The organism is Moraxella lacunata, from assembly GCF_900453205.1.
Classification (GTDB): domain Bacteria; phylum Pseudomonadota; class Gammaproteobacteria; order Pseudomonadales; family Moraxellaceae; genus Moraxella; species Moraxella lacunata_B.
This window is the reverse complement of record NZ_UGQU01000002.1, coordinates 72,050-91,750: the sequence shown is the minus strand read 5'-3', so window position 1 is coordinate 91,750 and position 19,701 is coordinate 72,050. Positions and strand designations below refer to the sequence as shown.

Here is a 19,701-nt window from a genome sequence, read left to right as displayed (position 1 = left end):
ATTATGCTCCTTTACCGCCAGCTGTGCCAGCTTTTAGGTTGTCTAAAAACGGCTGATAACCGTCTTTGCCCAGCCAAAACTGAACCATGTTATGCACGCCACGACCTGTTAGGGTAGCACCGCTAATGCCGTTGACTTCGGTAGGTTTGGCAGTACCTGCCTTGGCAACACCCATAAGCACGTTGCCGTTGTCATCATGGGCTTTTTTGTCATGCCATTGGGCACGCCAAGGCTCTTCGGTGATACGAGAACCCAGACCGGGGGTTTCTTTGTGCTGATAGAAGTTTACGCCTTTAATGGTATTAAAGTCCTTATCAAGGGTAAGCAGTCCATAGATTTGACCCCACAGACCCGCTCCGTGAAAGGGTAGAACGAGCGTCTCAATCTCACCGCTTGCGTTTTTGGCGACATAGGCTTTACCGAATTTTGGCTTACCACCAATGGCAGCGATGTCGTTTTCAAGTGGCGTGCTAAGAGCAGGGGTGCGAGCTGCTTTGGCAATGTCATAATTTGCCACGTCTGTGATGCCTGCTTGGGTAGCTTCTTCTTCGGTAGCAAATTTGCCTGTTTCTAGATTGACAAGATGAACTTCAAACTCTTTAAAGCGTTCTGCCACCACCGCATTTGACTCGGTATTTGGGTCAAATTTACCTGCGGCGATAAGGACGTTTTTGTTAAAATCTAGGGTGCTGTTGGCAGTTTGTTGGGGTTTTAGACCCACCGCAACGGCTGACACCATGACCGAACAGACAAGGCACAGCACCAAAGCGGTTACAAGGGTTGTAACGTTACTATTTTTGGCTGACATGAGCTAGTCTCCGTGCTGTTTGACGTTTGATGTTGGCTTGTTTGACAAAGTAGTCAAATAGCGGTGCAAATAGGTTGGCAAACAAAATGGCAAGCATGATACCTTCTGGGAAAGCAGGGTTTACCACACGAATGGCAACCGTCATAAAGCCGATGAGTAAGCCATAGCACCAGCGACCTGTGTTGGTGTGGGCAGCAGATACGGGGTCGGTTGCCATAAAGACGGCACCAAACATAAAGCCACCGATGACCAAATGCCAATGGGGAGCAAGGCTCATCATTGGGTTGGTGTCGCTACCAATCATATTAAAGATAAAGGCAGTAACCACAAGACCGATGACCGCCCCTGCAATCACACGCCAAGAAGCGATTCTGGTGTACATGAGCACCGCACCACCGATAAGAATAGCAAGGGTTGAGACTTCGCCGATAGAGCCTTGCATATTGCCCAAAAAGGCTTGACCCCAAGAAATGGTATTGCCATAAGCGTCCACAAAAGCATTAGACGGCACACCTGCGGCAGCTTGACCTAGGGGGGTTGCACCGCTATAACCGTCCACGTTGTTTAAGCCTTTAACGGCCGTCCATACCGCATCGCCTGACATATAGGCAGGGTAGGCAAAGTACAAGAATGCACGACCTGCCAAAGCAGGGTTAAGAAAGTTCTTGCCTGTACCGCCAAAGACTTCTTTTGCCACGACCACACCAAAGCTGATACCAAGGGCAACTTGCCAAAGCGGAATATCAGGCGGTAGTGATAGGGCAAATAGGACGGACGTAACGAAAAAGCCTTCGTTAATCTCATGCCCACGCACCACCGCAAAAATCAGCTCCCACGCAAAACCAACCGCAAAGGTGATGATATAAATGGGCAAAAACTGCATCGCCCCATAGACTATACAAGCAAGGATGCTATTTGGGTCATAGCCTACCATGCCTGTAACAATGGTACGCCAGCCTGTTGGGTCAATGCCAAAATGCTGTATGGCAGTCAAGGCTTGAAAGCCGACATTGTACATCCCCCAAAACATGACAGGAAAAGTACAGAGCCACACGGTAATCATCATGCGTTTTAGGTCAATACCATCACGCACATGTGAGGCGGAGTACGTTTGAGAGCTTGGCTGACGCAAAAAGGTGTCAAACGCTTCCCAGACGGCATAGTATTTTTCGTATTTACCACCCTTGGTAAAGGATGGCTTGGTACGGTCAAATAAATTATGTAAAAATTTCATCGTTTGCCTTCCTTAACCTTCTGCTTCAATACGAGTTAGGTTATCACGCAAAATATCGCCAAACTCATATTTACCAGGCGATACAAAGGTGCAAAGTGCCAAATCTTCTTCGTCAAGCTCCAACGCACCAAGCTCCACTGCTTCTACAATGTCGCCAACGATGAGCGAGCGAAGTAGCTGAGTGGGTAGGTAGTCTTGGGGCATGACGGTTTCAAACGAACCGATTGGCACCATGGCACGAGGTGAACCATTGGTACTTGTGGTAAAGGCGTATTTTTTGCCTTTAAAAAATTGAGAAATATAAATCGGTAGCGTTGAAAAACGGTTCGCCCCAAGTGTTAGGTAGTGAAATGCAGGGCGTTCACGACCTTCGGCAAGTGCTGAGACTTGATTGTGAAAACGTCCAAGATACGCCACCGTGCCACTGGCTTTACGACCTGACAACACCGACCCTGAGATGATACGGTTGTCATCGCCATTTAGCTCGCCATGAGTTAAGGCGTTCAAATCCGCCCCACGAGTGGTTTTGATAAGGCGCGGGTTTTTGACGACCGTGCCAGCTAGGCTAATGGTGCGTTCGGTGTGAATCTTACCTGTGGTAAAGAGCTTACCAATGGCAATCACGTCTTGATAACCGATTGTCCACACGGTTACGCCACGAGCCAAGGGGTGCAAAAAGTGAATGTGCGTGCCTGCGTTGCCAGCAGGGTGAACGCCGTCAAAACCGTGATATTCAACGCTGCCTGCAACATTGGTGGCTTTGGTTGGGGCGGTTTTGCCATGACAAACAAGCGTTTTTGGCGATAGGATAGAGATGACGGCAAGACCACTGTTAAAATCATCAATATTGGCATTGATAATATCGGCAGGGTCGGCACTTAGGGGGTTGGTGTCGGTGGCGGTTACAAAAATCGCTGACGGCGTGCTGTCAAGTTCAGGGGTACGGCTAAAAGGACGGGTGCGAAACGCTGTCCATTCGCCAGCGTCATTGAGCTGTGATACCACTTCTTCACGAGACAGCTTGGCAAGGCTGTCTTTGGCGTGGGTTTTAAAGCTAATCTCATCGCCTTGGGCAACTTCAATGACTAGGCTTTCAAACACACGTCGCTCGCCACGGTTGATGGCGATGACCTTACCTGAGACGGGGGCGGTGTATTTGACCCCCAGACGCTTTTTGTCTTCAAACACCACCTGTCCTTTGGCGACCGTATCGCCTTCCTTGACGTGCATGGTCGGACGCATACCGATATAATCATAACCGATAAGGGCGACATGAGTAGGTGTGTGTTCGCTAATTTCTTTGGTTGGCTCGCCCGTGATAGGCAAGTCCAACCCCTTTTTTATGGTAATCATAAGCGGATACTCACTCTGAGTGAAATGACCATACCAGACTCCTGTTGGTACACACGAGAGCTTTAACGCTGACCTTAAACTCCTTAACAACACGTTAATGCTTTGTAGTTACAGTGGCGACTGGCTACCTGTTTTGATGAACGTTTAGGGCGTGTTAATTAAAATTTAGATGAATAAAACTTGGCAAATCAAAACAAATCACTGTCTATGACTGGTAACATCATCACGTTTAACACGTCCTAACAATCGTTCTTTTGCCCAAATTAGGCATGAAAATCCTATCTATTATACGCTAAACTTTGATAAATTTACAGAAATTTTTGAGAAATATTAAGGGTAAACGGTTGATTGTCATGATGATGTCAAAAAGATATGAGACAAGATGGGGCGTGATTTTACAAATGATAATTGTTTATAAAAATATCACCCAAAACGGAAAAACGTCCCATTGATGACAAATGCCACGCTCCACACGCAGATAAGTAACACGTGAACGCCCATGACTTTTAATGTATTGGCGGTATGCATGCCATTTTCTAGCTTTTTAACCACCCGAAAACGGGCGTGCAAGGCGGTAAGTATCGTTAAGATGAGCCATGTTAATTTACCATGCACAAGGGCGGTCAGCATGCCCATGTTTTGCCCCCAAAGTGATGGGGGTAGTAGGGTTGTTAGCATATAAAAGCCTGTTACCACTTGCACGGCAAGGGCGGTCATGCCCAAGGGTTCATAGCTTTTTTCAAAGGATAAAAATCCTGCCACGTCATTTTGGCGGATAAAATTGGGCATTAGGCGGATGAGCAGGTACAAATGCCCACCCACCCAAATGCTGGCTCCAAATAAATGTAAAATCAAGGCAATTTTATACATGGTTTTTTCCAACTTGGTTATATGAGTGTGATAAATGATTGGGTTTTTATAAAGTGGTTTTATTTTAAATTTATTTTAAAGAGCTATTTTCTCCGCCCTTTTCTAAATACAAAAGGGTCATCATAAAAGGCAGGGTCGGCATTATCCCAAAAATACGGCACACCCAATATCGGCAAGGGATTTAATTGGCGTGGCGTAATATCATCTTTTAAAAAGTTATTTAAATGTTCTGATAATTGATTATCCAACATGGCTAATTGCTCATTGAGTGATTTGGCAAAAAATGACGAATGAACTTTGATAATCACGGTATGGCTACATAAGGATTTGTAGGGGTTGATAAGTTGCTCCAATAACGCATGACCGAATATAAAGACTTTGGCTTTTTTGTTGTTGTCATTATGATAATCTGCCCAATATTCACGGTTATCCACCAAGCACGTTTGCCAATCAAAACCTACCAAGGCTTGCCCAATGGTAGTGCCAATCTCATCATCGGCGACAACAAGTATCGCCCCATTTTCATCAAATACGGTAATGGTGTCTCGCACACGGTTGCGAGCATTGGCGGTGTGGTTGTCGCCCATGTGGGCGAGATGTTTGGCGTTCAATAGTGATTTGGTATGGGGAAAAACTGACCACACGCACGCCCCAAACCAGTCGTGTAGGTTATCACGGGTTGGGATTTTGTGGTGTTGCCCAATGTGGGTTTCGTACGCTGTGCCGTGTTCTAGGTCGTTTTGGTGGGTAAAGGTAAGTGGGCAGTTTTGGTGATTTTTTAGGGCAATATCATTGTCGGCAAAATAGCCGTTTAACCACTCAAACAGTGGCAGGGCAGGGCGGTCGGCAAATGCCTGATGAATAGGCAAATACGGGGCAAGCCAAGGGGTGGACAGGTCAATCGTGGCAAAATCGTGCAAAAAGTCGTGTGAAAAATCGGACATGATGACATCAACAGGCGGTAGAATCATCGTGAGCATAGCATATTTTGTAAACTTTGGGTAGTCGGCTTTTGGGGGTAGGGCGTCATAAAAAACTTGCATATTTTTGCACTTGCGTTTAATATGACGATTATTTATAAGGATGAGAGTATATGATGACCCTATCGCAAACATTTGCCCCTAAATTCATGGCGTTGGCACTGGTCGGCACATTGGCATTGTCAGGCTGTTCGGTGTTTCGTGTGTATACCATTGATTTGCCCCAAGGCACGCCCATCACGTCCGCTCAGGCATCGCAGGTGCAAGTAGGCATGACCGCCGACCAAGTGACCTATTTGCTTGGTAGCCCTGCCATGAAAGACACGCTAAACCCGAACCGCTTTGACTATCTGTATGACTACACCGCAGGCACAGACGGCAAGCGAGCGGGCAAAAAAGACATCAAAAACGCCAGTCAGTACCTGTCTATCTTTTTTGAAAATGGGCGTGTGGTGCGTATCGCAGGGCGTGAATCACTGCCAAGAAGAAATCAGTAATTAGGGCGTGCCTGCCCTTTATAACACAATTTGTAATTTAAAAATATTTTACAAATAAATCAATTGTTTTTGCATGAAAAATGGCCAAATCTTGTTTTTCATCGTCAAAAACTTGACTGATAGAAAACTCACAGCCTTTGTTTTTTCCTTGAAAAACGTGCGATTCCCCTGCTTTTTTAAACAGGCATTTTTCATTGTAAATACAAAGGGCAGGTACGCCCTAGTAAGCTAGATAAAAATCAGGCAAAGTGGGGTGCTTTGCCTGATTTTTTTATGTGGTTTTTAAAATTATTATCTGTAAAAGCTATAACGGGCGATAGCCGAGCTTTTTTAGGCGAACTTTGGATTTGGATTTGCGTCGTGCCATCGGGTCGTAGGATAAGGGGCGATAAATCTCCACCCTATCGCCATCTGACAGCACCGTGTCTAGACGTTTTTTTTGGCTGTATATGCCGACATACCACGCCTTGTGGCTGGGGTCGGCAGTCATGTGCGTGTCGCACCACACCCCAAAGTCGATAAAATTCGGCAGGCTAAGCCAGCCTGCATGAACTAGGGCTTGGTATAGGGTTGTTCCGTGGGGCAGGGCAAGTTCGTGATAGTAGTGCCTGTCCGCGTCTGCATACGCCAAAGCGATGTTTATTGTAGCCATTGCCCGACCCAGCCGATGAGTGCGATGATGATGGCAAGTGGCACGCCAATACGCACTAGCACTCGCCAGATGTTATAACGCCCTTCGCTTTTAAAGTTAAAAGTTTTGCGTAAGTGGCTGATTTTCATCACAAAGCCAGAGAACACCGCCAAGATAACGACCGTCAAGAGACTGATGACGACCAGTGCCATTAGGGCGATGTTGGCAGGTAGGGTGGATAACAGCATGGCAAGCACGATACCAGCAGATACGCCCTTGATGAGTCCAAAGCGGATTTTGAGCTGACTGATGGCATAGTACACCAAGAAACTGGCGATGAACAGCATGCCCACACTCGTCACAGCAAAGGATGTTGGCGTGACAAAGGCACTGCCGACCATCAGAGCAAACGCCCCAAACACAAGCTGAGTGAGCCAGATGGGTAATATCAATCCTGATAAGGGCTTTTTGTTGTTCTTATCCATGACTTGTCGGGTCATGTCCACGCCCAAGAACCAGTACAGACCTGTACCCACGCCCACCGAGAGTAATGCCAAAGAGACCGCCCTTGCCCACTCGCCAAGCGATACAGACGTGATGGTTGGCACACTCACACCGCTAGCTAGACCGCCATCAAAGAGCGAGATAAGCCCGCCGATAATGACAATGATGACCCCGACCCCGAGCAGGCGAGTTTTGAGTAGGCTTAGGATGAGTGCTACTATCATCGCCCCTGCACTAAGCCCAACGCTTGGCACGCTAAGGTTGAGCTGGGGTAGGTGCTGATGAAGTCCTGCCCCAATGCGTGCGGTCATGGTCGCACTAATGAGTAGCGAGACCAACACCGACAGCCCTGCAAAGGCTCGCCATGTTATCTTGGCATCGGCTTCACGAGTGAGCTTTTGCATGCCAAGCCACACACCATCGCCACTGCGAGCAGATAGGGCAAGCTCGGCAAATAAGACAGGTAGACCCACCACAAGCATGGCAATCACCCACAACAGCCAAAAATCTAGCTCATGAGCCATGCTCGGGGCAATCTGATGGGCAAATAAGAGTGGTAAGGCACATGCCACAAAAAACACGGTATAACGAGATAACATAGCAAGCTCTGGTTGGGCGGTTAGGGATGGATAAGGGTAAGCAAAAACCAAATAAGGGCAAAATCAAGCAACGACAAAACCCCAATCAAGGGGTTTTATCACACACAAGTCTAAATCTGACAAATCAGTGAACGGCACTGATAAATTCAGAAAGCATCTTGATGTCTTTATCGGACAGTTTGGCTGCCACGATTTGCATCATGCCTTTTTCATCTTTTTTGGCAGAGTCATTGGTACGAACCTGTTCTGCCATGAGACCTTCGTCCTCACGACCTGCCGCACGGAACAGTTTTAGTTGAGTTGAGATATAGGTAGCATGCTGACCGCCAATGCGTGGAAATGCCGCCCAGTCGTTGCCTGCCCCTTTGGGGTCATGGCACCCTGCACAAGGGATGATACCACGAGTTTTGTCGCCACCTAGATAGAGTTTTTGGGCGGCGGCGTTCGTGGCTTTGTTGCCATAGCCTGGTAGCCACGGGGCTTGACTGGCATAGTAGCCTGCTACGTTAGCAAGATCTTGTTGGGTAAGTCCTGCAAGTTGTGCCTGCATGATGCCATTTTTTCTAGCACCTGTTTTAAAATCGACCAGTTGTTTGTATAGGTATTTGATGTTTTGACCGCCCAAATTTGGCTGAGCTGGGGCAACCGAGACACCGTTGGCGCCGTGGCAAGCGGCACAGTTGGCATCTACGATGGCTTTACCTGCTTCGATGTCAAAGGCAGGAACAGTTGGAGCGGCAGTAGCGGTCAAGGCGACAAAACCAAAACCTGTGGCGAGCAACGTTTTGGCTAGCATGGCTTTGGCTGACAAATTCATGGCTTTCATAACAATTTCCTACTAACTTCGGGGCAATCCCCGTGTCTTGGGTTTTGTATCTTTTTATTTGGCTTTTAAAAGTCAAATGGGTAAATCTTGCTTATTATAGCAAGACTTCGCTAAATTTTCCTACAAAAATTGTGGTTTTGGCAACATTTTTTTGCAAAAAGATGAGATTTTAACAAAAAATTATCAAATCAAGCCATCATCTTAACTCATGATTGACAAAAGCCATAAAAATGGGGCATGTACCCAAAGATGATGTTGCTGTTTGGGTAAACATGCCCCATTTTTTTATTTTGCCATGTAGTCAATCAATGCCCGAAACTCATCATCGCTACATGTTTGGCACAAGCCCTTGGCGGGCATTTGGGGCATGCCTTTTTTGGTGTTTTTGACTAAGGTTTCCATGCCTTTTTGGGCTTTTAGTCTATCCCATGTGGCTTTGTCGCCTTTTTTGGGGGCGTTTAAGGCACCGCTATCGTGGCAGGTGGCACAGGTTTTCTGGTAAGTCGTGGCGACATCGGCATGGCTTACACCTGTGGTGACTAGGGCAAGACTGGCAATGGCGATTTGTAATAATTTTGACATAATGACTCCCACTAAGGGTAATTTGGGATAAATATGAGGATGACTGTTTTCTCTTATGCTTTTATTATGCAAGTTTTTTGCCAAGTTGCAAGGGATATTTGGTAACTATGCCGAATGCGACTTATTTAGCCTTTGGGTTTTTTATCGCTATTTTATGGCTTTCATGATACACTATTTATCATTATTAGCAGTTATATTTGACATCATGACCACCACCGACTACCAAAAAATCATTCGCCAAACCACCTTTTCGCTCTCCGCCCCTACGCTCAAACTTTGTCCGCCTGATACAGGCTTTGAAGTGGCGTTTGCAGGGCGGTCTAATGCAGGCAAATCGTCCGCTATTAACACCATCACCCACCAAAAACAGCTCGCCCGCTCGTCCAAAACCCCGGGGCGGACGCAGATGATTAACTTTTTTAATGTCGGCTCAGAACATAGTCGTATCGTGGATTTGCCCGGCTATGGTTATGCCCAAGTGCCAGAGGCGATGAAAATCAAATGGCAAAAAGAGCTTGAAAATTACCTTGTTCATCGTGAAAGTTTGACGGGGCTAATTTTACTCACTGACATTCGCCACCTGTTGAAGTATTTTGATGAGCAAATGCTCCATTGGGCAAAGGACGGCGAACTGCCCGTTCATGTATTACTCACCAAAGCGGATAAATTAAAACGTGGGGCTCAAAAAACCGCCCTTTTGCAAACCAAAAAACAACTGCAAGCCTTAGAATTACCATTTTCCATTCAGCTGTTTTCGGCATTAAATAAAGAAGGGCTTGATGAATTGGCGGACGTATTGGGTAATTGGCTACATTTGGGCGAAAATTTAAATGTTGATAATGCGGATTTTGATAATGAAAATTTGGCAAATGATAAATTGGATAATACAGAATTAAATAATGATAATTAAAAATTTGTGAATTATTGTAGGGGAAAATCACATTCGCCCAAATAAAATTAACAACCATGATTTAAATTAAAAAGGCAAAAAATGACAGGCATTTTATATATCGTTGCTACCCCCATTGGCAATCTAAACGACATGACGGCAAGGGCGATTGACACCCTAAAATCCGTGGACGTGATAGCCTGCGAAGACACTCGCACCAGTGGCAAATTATTAAGTTTTTTTAACATATCCACGCCCACCACCGCCTATCATGAGCATAATGCTGACACGCAGACGGCACGGCTGATAGAGCGATTACAAGGCGGTCAATCGGTTGCCTTGATTTCGGATGCTGGTACACCGCTCATCTCCGACCCTGGTTATCGACTGGTGAAGGCGTGCCATGATGAGAGTATCACCGTTGTGCCGATTGTCGGGGCGTGTGCGGTCATCGGGGCGTTGTCTGTGGCGGGTTTGCCGTCTGATAAATTTAGCTTTGTGGGGTTTTTGCCCGCCAAACAACATGGACGCATAGAGAGCTTAAAGGCATATCAAGACCGTACTGAAACGCTGATTTTTTATGAAGCACCGCACCGCATTACAGACTGTTTATCCGACATGGCGGACGTGTTTGGCGGTGAGCGAGAAGCCACGTTGTGCCGTGAAATTAGCAAAACTTTTGAGACGATAAAAAAATTACCGTTGGCTGATTTATTAGAATTTGTAAAAAATGACTCCAACCAACAACGTGGCGAGATTGTGCTGGTTGTGGCAGGCAATACCCAAAAAGAACAAAAGGCGGATTATGATGACTGGCTACTTGCCATTGCCAAAGAATTACCACCCAAAAAAGCAAGTGCAATCGTGGCGGATGTATTGGGTATTAAAAAAAGTGAGGTTTATGATAGACTTTTGGAATTACAAAAGTCCTAATTTAACTTATTTAAATTTAATATCAGTTTAAAATGATAAGTTGTTAATTATTGCTTGGTTATTTGAGTTGTAGGGGCAAATTGCAATTCGCCCTTGATAAATAAAATATTGATATAAAATTGACAACAAACCAGATTAATTTTAACAAACAAATCATACCCTTAAATATTAAACCATGCGCAAACACCCATACAATATCGCAAATCTAACCCAAATTTGCTAAAATATACCATTTAACAGGAGACACTCATGACTCTAAAAACCACCCTAACCGACACCATCAAAACCGCCATGAAAGCCAAAAACATGGAGCAAGTCAAAGTTTTGCGTAACGTCCAAGCCGTCATCAAGCAAGTAGAGATTGACGGGCAAAGTGAGCTTGACGACAAAGATGTATTGGCGATTTTACAAAAACAAATCAAACAACGCCAAGAGTCTTTGGGTATCTATACCGCTAATGGGCGTGATGATTTGGCACAAAAAGAGCAGTTTGAGATTGACGTGATTTCCGTCTTTTTGCCCGAGCAGTTGTCCGATGACAAGCTCATCGCCATCATCAATGAGACCATCAGCGAGCTTGGTGCGTCTGACATGAAAGACATGGGGCGTGTGATGAACACTGTCAAAGACAAGACCGCAGGGCAAGCCGACCCTGCTGCCATCTCAGGACTTGTCAAAAAGGCATTGACCGCATGAGTACGAATGCCCAACATAATTTTGCTTTTGCCTCTGACAACTATTCAGGCGTACATCCTGCCATCATGGACGCACTTATTAGTGCCAATAACGGACATGACAAGGCATACGGTTACGATAGCCACAGCCAAGCTCTGGCAGAGCATATCAAACAAACCTTTGGCGAGCAGGCAGTTGGTTATCCTGTTTTTAACGGCACAGGGGCGAATGTTTTGGGGTTGTCGGCGATATTACCACGATTTGGTGCGGTTATCTGCACCAATCACGCCCACATCAACAATGATGAAAGTATCGCTCCGCAGTATGTTGCAGGGATTAAGCTGTTGGTGATTGATAGTGATGATGGCAAGCTAGATCCCCAAAAAATCCGCCACTTTATTCGCCCATCCGAGCACCACCCACAGGCTCGTGCGGTCTATATTAGTCAAACCACTGAGCTTGGTACTTGTTATAGTCTTGATGAGCTTGCCAATATCCGCCAAGCTTGTGATGAGTTTGGGCTGTATCTTTACATTGACGGGGCAAGGCTGTCCAATGCAGCTGCCCACTTGGGTTGTCGTTTGGTGGACATTGCCCAGTTTGCTGATGTACTGTCGCTTGGTGGTACCAAAAATGGCATGATGATGGGCGAATGTTTGGTGTTTTTAAATCCCAAACTGGACAAGGATATTTTGCACTTACGCAAATCCAGCATGCAACTGGCATCAAAAATGCGGTTCATCTCAGCTCAATTTGTGGCGTGGTTTGAACAAGAACTGTGGCTGTCGCTTGCCAAACATAGTAACGACATGGCAAGTTATTTGTACAGCCAAATCAAAGACTTAGACGGCGTTGTCATCACCCAAAAAGTCCAGAGCAATGCTGTATTTGCCATATTGCCGCCCGATGTGGTTACAAAACTACACGATGACTTTCATTTTTATGATTGGAATGATGAAACGGGGGAGATACGTCTGATGATGAGTTTTGACACCACCAAAGAGCAAGTGGATGAGCTTGTAAAAAAAATTAAGGCGTATTTACAAGGTTGATTTATCTATCAAAAAGCATTGCTATATTGGCAATGCTTTTTTTATCACCTTTAATAAATCATACTCTTTTATCAGTCCTTATTTTTAAAAACACCAATCATAACCCAAATTATAGTCAAACAAATTTGAAATAAGACAAGGAAAACGAGCGAAGTTGTACAAGTGTAGTACTACGAGCGAGTTTGACACAGTATTATTTCAAAGTTGGCAGACTATACAACGCAAATCACGGCTTATAGTCCTTAGCTTGTATTATCATCACCTTGCTTTGCTCCAACATGGGTAGTAGGTTTGGGTGATGAGCTTTGGCGACTTTGGTGGCTTGGGCGTTGGATTGCAAGGCTCCGTCATATTTGCCACCCCATAGCTCTACCTGTGAGCGGGCGTGCAGGGCGTGTATGGTGGCGATGTTTTTGTCCATGCGTGATTTTTCGTAGGCGTGCTGTATCCTTTGCCACGCCTGCCTATCGTGGGGTGTACGCTCGGTCAAGGGGTTTAGCAGTGCCAATGCCTTGGCAGTCTCGCCTGTACTGACATATGCGTCCGCCAAATGCAAACGCAAATCTCGGCGTTCGGGGTATATCGCTTGGCAAGATGACAGCACCGACACGGCTTGGGCGTGGTCGTTCATCTTGGTGAGTACATGGGCGTGGGTTAGGCAGACAAGTGGGTCAGACGGGTCAAAAGAAGCGTTGGCAAATAGGCGTAGGGCTTCATCAGTGCGTGCGTTGTCCGCCAGATACATGATAAGAGCAAGCCTTGCCCCGTCACTGCGTTTGGCGTGAATGGTCAGCTCATCCAGACCTGACTGTTTGGTCAGATAACGAAGTCGCCATGTCAGCTTGTCAAAGAGACGGGCTTGCTGTTCACGGGCGACCATGCTTGGTACAGGATAACCTTTGGCACGGCTCATCGATTCGCTTAGACGCTCGGCAGTAAAAGGGTGTGACTGGATAAAGCTCGGTACAAAGGCGTTTTTGGAGGTGGTCAGGGAGACTTGTTTATATAGACGTTCAAAAAAGCGGGGCATGGCGGCAGCGTCATAGCCTGCCTGCACCAAAATCTGCTGACCCATCCTGTCCGCTTCTCGCTCATGCTCACGGCTGTGACTGGCTGCCGTCTCTGCGGTGGCGGTCTGTGAACCTATCATGGCAGCTGCTGCCACGTCGCCACTGACCGAGCTTGCCGCTAGGGCTGCCAGTAGTCCGCCGATTTGTAGGGCGATGAGTTTTTTGCTGTTGTCTTGACTGTGTTCGTAGTGGCGTTGGGATAAATGGGCGATTTCGTGAGCGATGACACTTGCCACTTCATCAAGCTCGCCTGCCGATAGTATCGTGCCTGTGTTCATGCCGATGACGCCCCCTGGTACGGCAAAGGCGTTGATACTGCTGTCATTGATGATGGGCGTGGCGATGAGCGACTGGGTGCGAACTAAGGCGTTCATTTGGGCGGTCATGTCATTGATGACTTGATTTGTCCATGGGTCGTCAATGAGTGGCATGGAGCTGTTGATTTGGCGTAATGACCACAGGGCGATTTGGCGATTGATGTACTGCTCATTAAAGCGAGTGCCAGTAACGATGTTCGGAGCTAGGGGCTGTGAGCGTGGTCTGTCATGCCCTGATGTGCCAAACTGCCCCATGCTGGTGCCATGATACCCTAATTGCTCGGCATGCCTGTCATAGATGAGCGATGTGCGAGTGATGTTCTCGGGCGGTGTGTCATGGGCAAAGGCGGTTGGGATAAGTGATAAGCCGATGAGTAGGGGTGGGTATTTTTTATAAGTTATCATGATTTTGCCTGATTATTTTCAACTATTTTTAACTATTTTCTTATTTTATTTTTGTGCATGGGCGGTAGGCGTCTTAACAGGATAAACAATAAGACATTGATGATGAGCAGTAATAGCGTCTCAAAACCAAATCCTACGCTGATATACATGGGCGAATGCTCAAATACATGAATAAACCAATACACACCTACAAAGCCCAAATAAATAAGCATGACCAAACTTGCCACAATCAGCCCATAAGGGGCATCTGCTCGCTTGATGGTGGGGGTGAGCAGTAGGGCGGGGATGAGTTTGATAAGTTGCCATATTACGCCAAACACCATGCCAGTCCCCACGCCCCCATTCATGCCCAGATTGGCACGACCTGTACTGCCAAACGCTAGGCTGGCAAGCACAGGATAAATGATAAGGCAATAAAGCAGCCACACAAACCATGCTCGGCGAAGGGCGGACTGTATGGGAATAATGGGCTTGGGTGCTTTGTCTGATGTGGGCTTTGTCATGATAATGATGGCGTGATAAATTATCCTATTATACCCAAAATTTAGCCAAAGTTATCATTGATGTTTTTTTAAAAAAATTACACAAACATAAAGCAATTTTGTGGTAATATTTGTTAAACTACGTTAAATTTTAATATTGATTTATACCGAAAAACCACCCCAAAGCTCATGATTCAACTTCTTAACAAACTGCCCTTTGCCCATCATTCTTGGTTTATGTACATTCGCTTGCTGGTACGTCATTTTTTGGAAGATAATTGCACTCAAAAAGCCGCCAGTTTGACTTACACTACGCTGTTGTCGCTTGTGCCGATTCTGACGGTAATACTCGTGGTTTTTTCAAGCGTGCCTGCCTTAGAAGAAGTGCGTGGGCAGGTACAACAAGCCATTTATAGCAATCTTATGCCGTCATCGGGGGCGGCGATTTCTCAGCACATGGACAACTTTGCCGAAAAATCCAGCAATCTGGGGATTGTCGGGGTGGCGGGTGTTTTTGTGACGACCATCATGACGCTCATCACCATTGAGACGGCGTTTAACCAAATTTGGCGAGTCTCGGAACGTACAGGGGGCATGGCAAGCATTGTCCGTTATTGGACGATGATTACGGTCGCCCCCATTATTTTGGGCGTGGCATTTGGTGCGTCCAGTGCCATCTCGGGGTTATCTTTTTTAAATCAGCAAGTGGCAGGCTATGGCATTGATTGGGGGGTATGGGCAAAAATCATCTCGTTCTTGTTCACGGTCGGTGGCTTTATCGCCATGTATTGGTTCATCCCCAAGGTTAAAGTTCCCCTAAAAAATGCCGCCATTGCAGGTGTGGTCGTGGCGATACTCTTTGAGACCTTAAAGACGGTCTTTGGGACGGTCATGACCAACTTTACCAGTTATGAAGCCATCTATGGGGCGTTCGCTGCCATTCCTGTGTTTTTGATGTGGCTGTATCTGTCGTGGAACTTGATATTGCTCGGGGTGGAGATTAGTTACACCTTAACCATCTTTGACAGCAAAGAAGTGGCGGTACGTCATCCACTGCTTAGCCTGCTTGACATGCTTAATTTGATTTATAAAAAATATCAAGTGGGCGAGACAGCAAGCGAAGCTGAACTGCGGGGCGTATTAGGACGTAAAGAGACGCCAAAATGGAATCTGTACATCGATGAGTTGGCGACCAACGAACTCATCACTCGCACCGAAAATGATGAATATACCCTACGCACGGACTTAAACACCGTAAGCCTGTGGCAGTTTTATAAAATCATGCCTTATCCTTTGCCCATCAAAGATGAGATGAGTGCCTTAAATAAGGCAGAATATGACCCATGGTGCGTGGAGCTGTATCGTAATTTGGAGCGGATTGAGGGCATTGCCAAAGATGAGCTGGACATGAGTTTGGCAGAGCTGTTTAAGACCGCCCCGCTACGAGCCAAAGAGTCTGTGGTGCGGATGACTGCCCAAAATGCCGACCACAACAGCGATACAGACGGCTTTAATGCCGATGCCAAAACAGTGGTGGATGAGCATGGCAATAGTGTGGTCGTGCCAATGGGGGAGGCGAGCTTTACCGAGAGTAACATCACCAAAGCGGTCAGACTTGCCAAAAAAGGCTGGCATTGGTATGGTCGGGGCAAAAAAGCGGTTAAAGACGTCAAAAAGGGCATGGAGAGCTAAAACGGTAAAGGTAAAATGGGGGTCACCTCCCCCAAATCCGCTTATATTTTGCCATCAAATCCTCAGGGGTTTCGGGTCGTTCATCGTCTTTGATGATACAGTCAATCGGGCAGACCTTATCGCAGGTCGGCTCATCATAAAAGCCCACGCACTCGGTGCATAGGTCGGGGTTGATGACATAGGTTTTTTGCCCTTTTTGGTCGTAGCTGATTGCATCGTTGGGGCATTCTGGCTCGCAAATGTCGCAGTTGATGCAGTCGGTGGTGATTTTTAGTGCCATTATTCGCCAGCTTTGTCCAAGTGCTTGACGCAAAACCGCATAAAATCCCACAGCGTGCTGTCGTGGTCGTGAATAGCGTTCCAGATGGCATCTTCGCTCATCACGCTGTACTCGCCATCGGTCGTCAAATCCACTTCCAAGCCGTTTTCAATCTGCTCAAAAATCTTGCGATACTCGCCATCAAAATAAAAATGCTCCAATTTACTCATCAGATCGCTACTTTTTGCCAAGTCTTGTTTGGCGATTTCTAGGCGTTCGTGGACGGCAAGCCATTCTTTATAAATGGCTTGGATTTCGTTAATACGGGTTTGAGTGGTCATAGCTATTCCTTTTAAAAAATAATAGGCATTATAGCACAGAATGTTTATGTACTAAAATTAAGGATTGATACGCAAAAGCTCAATGCGGTATTTGGCGGCTTGCCTACCGCTTTTGCCTTCTTCTTGGTAGCCTAAATGAGCAGGAATGTCAAATTCATAAGTTGCACCCACAGGCATTAAAAGCAGGCTTTCTTTTAATCCTGTGAACATTTCGCTGACAGGCAAAATCACAGGCACACCGTTTAACGTACCCTCCAAGACCTCGCCTTTGGCATTATAGGAAGTAAAAAGAATTTCTACCTCATCGTGCAAGGTGGGTTTTTTGCCATGACCGTCTTGGATAATGCGGTAATTTAGCCCTGAGGCGGTGCTGTGAGTGGGCGTGTGAGCAAAGGCGGTAGCGGCCAAAGGACTTTGGGCTAGAATGGCACACAGTATCAAAGCAGGGTATTTGATGTTCATAAGGTCTCCTAAGTGGTTATGCTAGAAATTCAAAAGGGTTAATTAACTTAACAGGCATACCATCAAAATCTTTAATATTACGAGTGGCAATGGTTAAATTATGGACAATGGCGGTTGAGGCAATATAAGCATCATTTAAAGCTTTTGGATTTGGGACATTTAAACTGGCGTAAATTTGAGCAATCCTCTCATCAACTGGTAAAATTCTATTGGCAAATTTTGCCAAAACCCAGTTGTTTAGCCAATCTTCCAAAATATCTGCTTGCACAGAATCGTGATTATGGCGTTTTAGTAAAACCCCAAGTTTTAATTCTCCAATCACAATCGCACTTAAATACACCTTTGAAAAATCCAAAGTGTTTGCCCAAGCCACTACATTAGCGTTGGCTTTATTTTGTTCTATTTTTCTGATTTCAGAAATCACATTGGTATCAAGTAAAATCATTGTACTTTCTCAATCATTAAATAAAGTTTCCAATTCGCTAAAATCTGGTGGTAAATCTTTAAATTCAGGAATGTCAAAATCCATATCACCAATCGCCTTATATTCCATACACACATCATATAAGGTTTTTGGTTTTTTATTAACCAACGCATTAAAAAACTCAAAATCCAATAATACAAAATGCGAATTTTGATTTTCAATATGCACAGGGTTTGACTTAGCCAATTCAAATAAATGATTGGCTTGGCTATCAAATTTCTCTATATGATACACTTGCATAATTTTCTCCTTATAAAAATAAGAAAATCAAGTAAAAATCGGCTCATCTACCTTTTTCATCACCAGAGCAAATTTTAACACTTCTTTGTCCATTTCTTTAAAGGGATTGTTAATTTGGCAAATCCAACCAGAGCCGAGTGCCGATTCTATTTCATTGCCTTTTTTGTCCCAAAGTTTATCAAGGGTATAAATCAAATTGCCTTGCGGGGTCATAATTTCAATTTCATCGCCTTGGCTTAATTTATTTTTGACGGTCAAAGTTAATTTGTCATCATTAATGTCCAAAACTTCCGCCACAAATTGCTGATGGTCGGTTTTTGATGAGCCGTATTCATAATTTTGATAATCCGAATGAATGTGCCGTCTTAAAAACCCTTCGGTATAGCCACGATTGGCAAGACCGTCCAAAGCGGTAATCAAGCTTGTGTCAAATGGCTTTCCTGCGACCGCATCATCAATGGCACGGCGATAAACTTGGGCGGTGCGAGCGACATAATAATGCGATTTGGTACGCCCTTCAATTTTTAAAGAATGCACGCCCATTTTTGTTAAATCTGGGACTAATTCCACCGCTCTTAAATCTTTTGAATTCATAATATAAGTGCCGTGCTCATCTTCATACATTGCCATCAGCTCGCCTGGACGGCCTTGTTCTTCAATCAGCACCACTTCATCGGACGGCTTTTCGACATAATCATCACCCATTATCTTATCGCCATTTAAATTAACATTGGCAATGCTATTTTCATTTTGACTGGGAATAAAAATTTCGGCATTGGAAATATTATTTTGCGTTACAGGAACAATATCGCCTGTTTCATTTTCTGTTGCTTTATAAGTATTATAAGACCAGCGACAAGCATTGGTACAAGTGCCTTGATTGGCATCTCGTTTATTAATATAACCTGATAATAAACACCGCCCCGAATACGCCATACACAAAGCCCCGTGGACAAAGACTTCAATTTCCATATCAGGCACTTCGGCAATAATCTGCTCAATTTCTTTGAGTGATAATTCACGGCTGACAATGACACGAGACACGCCCATTTGCTTCCAAAACTTCACCGTTGCCCAGTTTACCGCATTGGCTTGCACCGACAAATGAATGACCTGCTCTGGAAAATGCTCTCGCACCATCATAATCATTCCTGCGTCCGACATAATCAGGGCATCAGGCTTCATCTCAATGACGGGGCGAATGTCTTCAATAAAGGTTTTTAATTTGGCATTGTGGGCTTGAATATTGACGACCACATAAAATTGTTTGCCAAGCGAATGGGCGTATTCAATGCCGGCTCGTAAATTGTCTTCATCAAAATCATTATTACGCACTCGCAAAGAATAACGGGCTTGCCCTGCATACACCGCATCCGCCCCATAAGCAAAGGCGTATTGCATATTTTTAAAGGTGCCAGCAGGGCAGAGAAGTTCGGGTTTTTTTTGGCTTGGCTTTGTTGTGTTTAGCGTATCGGTTGTCATGGTTTGGCTCGTTTTGGCTAAATTTGTTAAACTT

23 protein-coding genes are annotated in these 19,701 nt (G+C 45.4%); 6 read left to right on the top strand and 17 right to left on the bottom strand.

Features of this window, described 5'->3' with window-relative positions:
- Position 1: 1 nt before the first annotated feature.
- The 5 genes from DX073_RS05910 to DX073_RS05890 all read right to left on the bottom strand — a co-directional run bounded on the left by DX073_RS05910 (position 2) and on the right by DX073_RS05890 (position 5,308).
- Entirely contained in the window at positions 2-808 is an 807-nt protein-coding gene (locus DX073_RS05910) for a Na(+)-translocating NADH-quinone reductase subunit C (RefSeq protein ID WP_115006599.1), read from the bottom strand.
- Entirely contained in the window at positions 792-2,042 is a 1,251-nt protein-coding gene (locus tag DX073_RS05905) for an NADH:ubiquinone reductase (Na(+)-transporting) subunit B (RefSeq protein WP_115006597.1), read from the bottom strand. The genes DX073_RS05910 and DX073_RS05905 overlap by 17 nt, the downstream gene beginning before the upstream one ends.
- A 12-nt stretch (positions 2,043-2,054) precedes the next feature.
- Positions 2,055-3,395 (bottom strand): Na(+)-translocating NADH-quinone reductase subunit A, encoded by a 1,341-nt coding sequence (locus tag DX073_RS05900; protein ID WP_115006595.1) that lies wholly within the window; start codon positions 3,393-3,395, stop codon positions 2,055-2,057.
- Between the two features lie 423 nt (positions 3,396-3,818).
- Positions 3,819-4,265, bottom strand: a complete 447-nt coding sequence (locus DX073_RS05895) for a CopD family protein (RefSeq protein WP_115006593.1) — start codon at positions 4,263-4,265, stop codon at positions 3,819-3,821.
- Between the two features lie 83 nt (positions 4,266-4,348).
- Positions 4,349-5,308, bottom strand: a complete 960-nt coding sequence (locus DX073_RS05890) for a DUF3025 domain-containing protein (RefSeq protein WP_258556891.1) — start codon at positions 5,306-5,308, stop codon at positions 4,349-4,351.
- An 86-nt stretch (positions 5,309-5,394) separates the two neighbouring features.
- Here DX073_RS05890 and DX073_RS05885 point away from each other — a divergent pair, with 86 nt between their 5' ends.
- A complete protein-coding gene (locus DX073_RS05885; protein WP_112742774.1) occupies positions 5,395-5,742 on the top strand; it encodes an outer membrane protein assembly factor BamE in 348 nt (115 codons plus the stop codon).
- Positions 5,743-6,046: 304 nt separating this feature from the next.
- Here the strand turns inward: DX073_RS05885 and DX073_RS05880 are convergent, their stop codons facing one another.
- The 4 genes from DX073_RS05880 to DX073_RS05865 all read right to left on the bottom strand — a co-directional run bounded on the left by DX073_RS05880 (position 6,047) and on the right by DX073_RS05865 (position 8,884).
- On the bottom strand, positions 6,047-6,394 hold the full coding sequence (locus tag DX073_RS05880) for an RnfH family protein (protein ID WP_115006591.1): 348 nt from the start codon (positions 6,392-6,394) through the stop codon (positions 6,047-6,049).
- Positions 6,382-7,476, bottom strand: a complete 1,095-nt coding sequence (locus tag DX073_RS05875) for a hypothetical protein (RefSeq protein WP_115006589.1) — start codon at positions 7,474-7,476, stop codon at positions 6,382-6,384. Before DX073_RS05875 ends, DX073_RS05880 begins: the two co-directional genes overlap by 13 nt.
- Before the next feature lie 124 nt (positions 7,477-7,600).
- Positions 7,601-8,293 carry a c-type cytochrome gene (locus tag DX073_RS05870; RefSeq protein WP_115007524.1) on the bottom strand — a complete coding sequence of 231 codons (693 nt, stop codon included), beginning with the start codon at positions 8,291-8,293 and terminating at the stop codon, positions 7,601-7,603.
- A 294-nt stretch (positions 8,294-8,587) separates the two neighbouring features.
- Positions 8,588-8,884: a c-type cytochrome gene (locus DX073_RS05865; protein WP_029103003.1), complete on the bottom strand. Its 297-nt coding sequence runs from the start codon at positions 8,882-8,884 to the stop codon at positions 8,588-8,590.
- Positions 8,885-9,089: 205 nt separating this feature from the next.
- Here DX073_RS05865 and yihA point away from each other — a divergent pair, with 205 nt between their 5' ends.
- The 4 genes from yihA (at position 9,090) to DX073_RS05845 (ending at position 12,433) form a co-directional block, all read left to right on the top strand.
- Positions 9,090-9,794, top strand: a complete 705-nt coding sequence (gene yihA / locus DX073_RS05860) for a ribosome biogenesis GTP-binding protein YihA/YsxC (protein ID WP_258556919.1) — start codon at positions 9,090-9,092, stop codon at positions 9,792-9,794.
- A gap of 81 nt (positions 9,795-9,875) precedes the next feature.
- Positions 9,876-10,706, top strand: coding sequence for a 16S rRNA (cytidine(1402)-2'-O)-methyltransferase (gene rsmI / locus DX073_RS05855; RefSeq protein ID WP_115006587.1), 831 nt, complete (start codon positions 9,876-9,878; stop codon positions 10,704-10,706).
- 249 nt (positions 10,707-10,955) lie between these two features.
- Positions 10,956-11,402 carry a GatB/YqeY domain-containing protein gene (locus DX073_RS05850; RefSeq protein ID WP_115006585.1) on the top strand — a complete coding sequence of 149 codons (447 nt, stop codon included), beginning with the start codon at positions 10,956-10,958 and terminating at the stop codon, positions 11,400-11,402.
- A complete protein-coding gene (locus DX073_RS05845) occupies positions 11,399-12,433 on the top strand; it encodes a threonine aldolase family protein (RefSeq protein WP_115006583.1) in 1,035 nt (344 codons plus the stop codon). Before DX073_RS05850 ends, DX073_RS05845 begins: the two co-directional genes overlap by 4 nt.
- A 226-nt stretch (positions 12,434-12,659) precedes the next feature.
- On the opposite strand, the gene DX073_RS05840 is transcribed toward DX073_RS05845, so the two are convergent.
- On the bottom strand, positions 12,660-14,225 hold the full coding sequence (locus DX073_RS05840) for a M48 family metalloprotease (RefSeq protein WP_115006581.1): 1,566 nt from the start codon (positions 14,223-14,225) through the stop codon (positions 12,660-12,662).
- Positions 14,226-14,257: 32 nt separating this feature from the next.
- Entirely contained in the window at positions 14,258-14,728 is a 471-nt protein-coding gene (locus tag DX073_RS05835) for a hypothetical protein (RefSeq protein WP_115006579.1), read from the bottom strand.
- A 168-nt stretch (positions 14,729-14,896) separates the two neighbouring features.
- Between DX073_RS05835 and DX073_RS05830 the strand changes: the two genes are divergently transcribed.
- Complete coding sequence (locus DX073_RS05830; protein WP_115006576.1) at positions 14,897-16,399, top strand: YihY family inner membrane protein; 1,503 nt, start codon at positions 14,897-14,899, stop codon at positions 16,397-16,399.
- A 22-nt stretch (positions 16,400-16,421) separates the two neighbouring features.
- Here DX073_RS05830 and DX073_RS05825 read toward each other — a convergent pair whose 3' ends face one another.
- The 6 genes from DX073_RS05825 to trhP are packed head-to-tail and all read right to left on the bottom strand — an operon-like array spanning position 16,422 to position 19,667.
- Positions 16,422-16,679, bottom strand: coding sequence for a YfhL family 4Fe-4S dicluster ferredoxin (locus DX073_RS05825; protein ID WP_115006574.1), 258 nt, complete (start codon positions 16,677-16,679; stop codon positions 16,422-16,424).
- Positions 16,679-16,999: a DUF4298 domain-containing protein gene (locus tag DX073_RS05820; protein WP_115006572.1), complete on the bottom strand. Its 321-nt coding sequence runs from the start codon at positions 16,997-16,999 to the stop codon at positions 16,679-16,681. Before DX073_RS05820 ends, DX073_RS05825 begins: the two co-directional genes overlap by 1 nt.
- A gap of 57 nt (positions 17,000-17,056) precedes the next feature.
- A complete protein-coding gene (locus tag DX073_RS05815) occupies positions 17,057-17,461 on the bottom strand; it encodes an FKBP-type peptidyl-prolyl cis-trans isomerase (RefSeq protein ID WP_115006570.1) in 405 nt (134 codons plus the stop codon).
- Between the two features lie 16 nt (positions 17,462-17,477).
- A complete protein-coding gene (locus DX073_RS05810) occupies positions 17,478-17,906 on the bottom strand; it encodes a type II toxin-antitoxin system VapC family toxin (protein ID WP_115006568.1) in 429 nt (142 codons plus the stop codon).
- Positions 17,907-17,915: 9 nt separating this feature from the next.
- Positions 17,916-18,185: a hypothetical protein gene (locus DX073_RS05805; RefSeq protein WP_115006566.1), complete on the bottom strand. Its 270-nt coding sequence runs from the start codon at positions 18,183-18,185 to the stop codon at positions 17,916-17,918.
- A gap of 27 nt (positions 18,186-18,212) precedes the next feature.
- Positions 18,213-19,667 (bottom strand): prephenate-dependent tRNA uridine(34) hydroxylase TrhP, encoded by a 1,455-nt coding sequence (trhP, locus tag DX073_RS05800; protein ID WP_115006563.1) that lies wholly within the window; start codon positions 19,665-19,667, stop codon positions 18,213-18,215.
- Positions 19,668-19,701: the final 34 nt, after the last annotated feature.